Origin of the sequence: Chamaesiphon sp. VAR_69_metabat_338, assembly GCF_031423935.1 — a bacterium.
In the GTDB taxonomy this organism is placed as follows: Bacteria; Cyanobacteriota; Cyanobacteriia; order Cyanobacteriales; family Chamaesiphonaceae; genus Chamaesiphon.
In genome coordinates, this window is the sequence record NZ_JANPGM010000191.1 from 1 (window position 1) to 3,178 (window position 3,178).

A 3,178-nucleotide genomic window follows, 5' to 3' on the forward strand; every position below is an offset into this window, starting at 1 on the left:
AAGTTATCTGTAGGGATGCCCCTCGTGGGTACCCTCCGTTTACTCCCCGCGCCCCGCTCCCCGCGCCCCGCTTCAAAAATTAGATGGATCGGATTCAAGCAAAATTACAACAGATTTGGGGCTACGATGAGCTGCGATCGCCCCAACGCGAAATCATCGAATGTTTGCTTGCCGATCGCGATGCCCTGATTGTTATGCCTACTGGCGGTGGTAAATCCCTGTGTTTCCAGTTGCCAGCATTATTAAGCGATGGCATTACCTTAGTCATATCGCCCCTAGTTGCCTTGATGGAAAATCAGGTGCAGGAATTAACAGAGAAAGCCGTAGCTGTCGGTTTGCTCCATAGCGAAATCCCCACAGCCCAACGCAAACAGACGCTGCAATCCTTGTCCGATCGCCGATTGCGGCTGCTGTATCTTTCACCCGAAACCCTACTCACGCCTGCTGTCTGGTCGAAATTATGCGACCCAGAACTCAAGATCGATCGACTGATTCTCGACGAGGCGCATTGCTTAGTACATTGGGGGGAAACTTTTCGTCCCACCTATCGCCGCTTGGGGGCAATTCGTGCCACTCTACTCCAGCATAAGCCCATTGACACCAAAATTTCGATCGCGGCCTTCACAGCGACGGCTGACCCCCTCTCACAGCAGACAATCAAACGCGTTCTGCAACTCGATAAACCCGCCGAATTTATCCTCAATCCCCACCGTGCCAATCTTCAGCTATCTATCCAGCAAATCTGGACGCCACGGGGGCGAAAAGAGCAGCTGACTAAGTTTATCGACAAGTATCCCAGACAATCGGGATTAGTCTACGTCAGAACGCGAGACACGAGTGAGGAATTAGCCGCTTGGCTATCGGCACGCGGTGACAAAACGGCAGCTTATCATGCTGGGTTAAGCCCCCAATCGCGGCGACGGATCGAGAGCGAATGGTTGAGCGGCAAACTGCAATATGTGGTGTGTACTTGCGCTTTTGGAATGGGGATTAATAAATCGGCAGTCCGGTGGATCGTTCATTTTCAGCCACCAGTATTACTTGCTGAATATATCCAAGAAATCGGTCGCGCGGGACGCGATGGCAAACCATCTGAGGCTTTATTATTAGCGTGCGAATCGACGGGTTTATTATATCCAGAAGATCGCCAACGGAATAAGTTTTTTACCGAGAGTATCGATCGCTACTACCATCTCACAACTACTTTAGCCAAACAACTTCCAGTCAGTGGCGATGTCAATGAAATCGAGCGGAAATTCCCCCAAAGCTCGATTGCGTTATCCCTCTTGCATAGTGTGGATGCATTAGTCTGGGAAACGCCATTTAATTACCGCCGAATCAAGAGTGATAAGCCGCCTAATTGGCAGTCATTAAAGGCACAACAGCAGCAACTTTTTAGCGGCGTGCCCAATTATATTAAATATGCTGGTTGTCGCTGGGAATATTTATTAACAGCGTTTGGTTGTAAACCGAAGTCTCCAGGCTGGCGGTGCGGTAATTGCGATCGCTGTCGTAGGCAATAAATATTTGAACATCAATGGTGGGGTTGGGTGGGTTCGATCGCTAATTTTCAGTACCAGCTAAATCGATCGCATAAACCCACCCCTACAGATCTAGGTGGTCGATCGCTAGATTTTAGATTCTGCCTTCGATTTGGGCGTTGAAGCCGTAGATTTCGCGGGAGCCAGCTAGCGCGACTAGTTGGACTTGTTTCTCATCTCCTGGCTCGAATCTGACAGCGGTACCGGCAGGGATATCGAGACGCATTCCTTTGGTAGATTCTCGACTTCCCAAAGGGCAGGCTTCGCCAACGAATCGTAAAGCCGCGTTAACTTCGTAAAAATGATAGTGAGAGCCGATTTGAATCGGTCGATCGCCAGTATTTGCAACTGTTAATTTGAGGATGGGACGATCGATATTTAGTTCGATGTCACCAGCTCTAGCAATAATTTCACCAGGAATCATAATTAGGCTCTAGATCTTGAATATTAGGGGAAGATTTACTTATTAATATTGGATAATTTAGCACAGATCGTTAGTCAGATCTGGGCATAGATTATCGTCGCCAATTGTAAATACCAAATCCAATCGCTGCAATAGAAAATATTAACTGTAGCCACATAAAGTTAGCAGTAGCTAACCAGTGCAATCTCACAGGATCTGGATCGCGACCATGCACTATTACCATAACAGACATAACTGTTATGAATAACATCCAAACACCCAGTCCGATTATACCAATGATAATTAGTAATGTATTATTCAGATTCACCGGGTTTAACTTACGCCTCTTTGAAGAACCGAATTAATTCACGCGCATGTTCGAGAAATTGACCATCGACAGTGATTTGCGAGATTGCTTGTTTGGCTTCTTGGGCTAATCGTTGGTGTTCTGATTCGTTAGTAGCTTTGAGATTAGCGATCGATACCGTTAGTTTGGCGATGTCTTCACGATTGGTTTCCCAGCGAGAATTTTGTTGACTCAACCAAGAGGTGTCTTCATCAGGATCTAATTGGTTCGTTAATCGATCTACCCGCTCTTCTAACTGCCCAAACCGATTCCGCAGTTCAAAAATATCCTCACGTGGGTACATAAATTGATTTTGCATCGCACTCAATCGAGCTGCTAAATACTCGTAGGTACTAATTGCCGGACGCAATAAGGTGAGTAACAAGACGCCGACAGAACTCCAATAACCTAATGCTGTAATGCCACTTGCAGCTAAATAATATAAGCCGATCGCCGTACCTAAATGCAACCCGATCGCCACAATTAAAGACTTCTTCGCAACACCGCTAGCATATTGAATTTGGCGCGCTTCGACAGCAATGCCTTGGAGCTGAGATTCTAGTCCTGTTTGGGCTACCCCTTTAGCTTTGAAATAAATATTCCAGGGTACCGTGACGATTAAAATCGTCCATTCAAAAATCCCAATCCCGATCGCCCAATCCCATAAACTACCAACTGGCATCTGAAACCAATTCAATAAACCAAAAGCTAATAAAGCGACAAACAGCAATCCAGAATTAAAAACTGCGATGTTACCGTACATAATCTATTTTTCTCATTCACATTTGGTTACGTTCCATTGTGAATGAGCAGCTATTGGCTTGGCGATCGGCTTATGCTACTTTCTCAACTGCACGATCTCGATCGATAAATTCGATCGCACTTTCA

At 46.2% G+C, this 3,178-nt stretch carries 3 protein-coding genes; 1 reads left to right on the forward strand and 2 read right to left on the reverse strand.

Annotated features, from left to right (window positions below; translation table 11 throughout):
• Positions 1-83 precede the first annotated feature (83 nt).
• Positions 84-1,523: a RecQ family ATP-dependent DNA helicase gene (locus RMO84_RS05645; RefSeq protein WP_310487498.1), complete on the forward strand. Its 1,440-nt coding sequence runs from the start codon at positions 84-86 to the stop codon at positions 1,521-1,523.
• Positions 1,524-1,635: 112 nt separating this feature from the next.
• On the opposite strand, the gene RMO84_RS05650 is transcribed toward RMO84_RS05645, so the two are convergent.
• Positions 1,636-1,965 carry an urease subunit beta gene (locus tag RMO84_RS05650; RefSeq protein WP_310487499.1) on the reverse strand — a complete coding sequence of 110 codons (330 nt, stop codon included), beginning with the start codon at positions 1,963-1,965 and terminating at the stop codon, positions 1,636-1,638.
• A 317-nt stretch (positions 1,966-2,282) separates the two neighbouring features.
• Positions 2,283-3,053: a hypothetical protein gene (locus RMO84_RS05655; RefSeq protein WP_310487500.1), complete on the reverse strand. Its 771-nt coding sequence runs from the start codon at positions 3,051-3,053 to the stop codon at positions 2,283-2,285.
• Between the last annotated feature and the right edge of the window lie 125 nt (positions 3,054-3,178).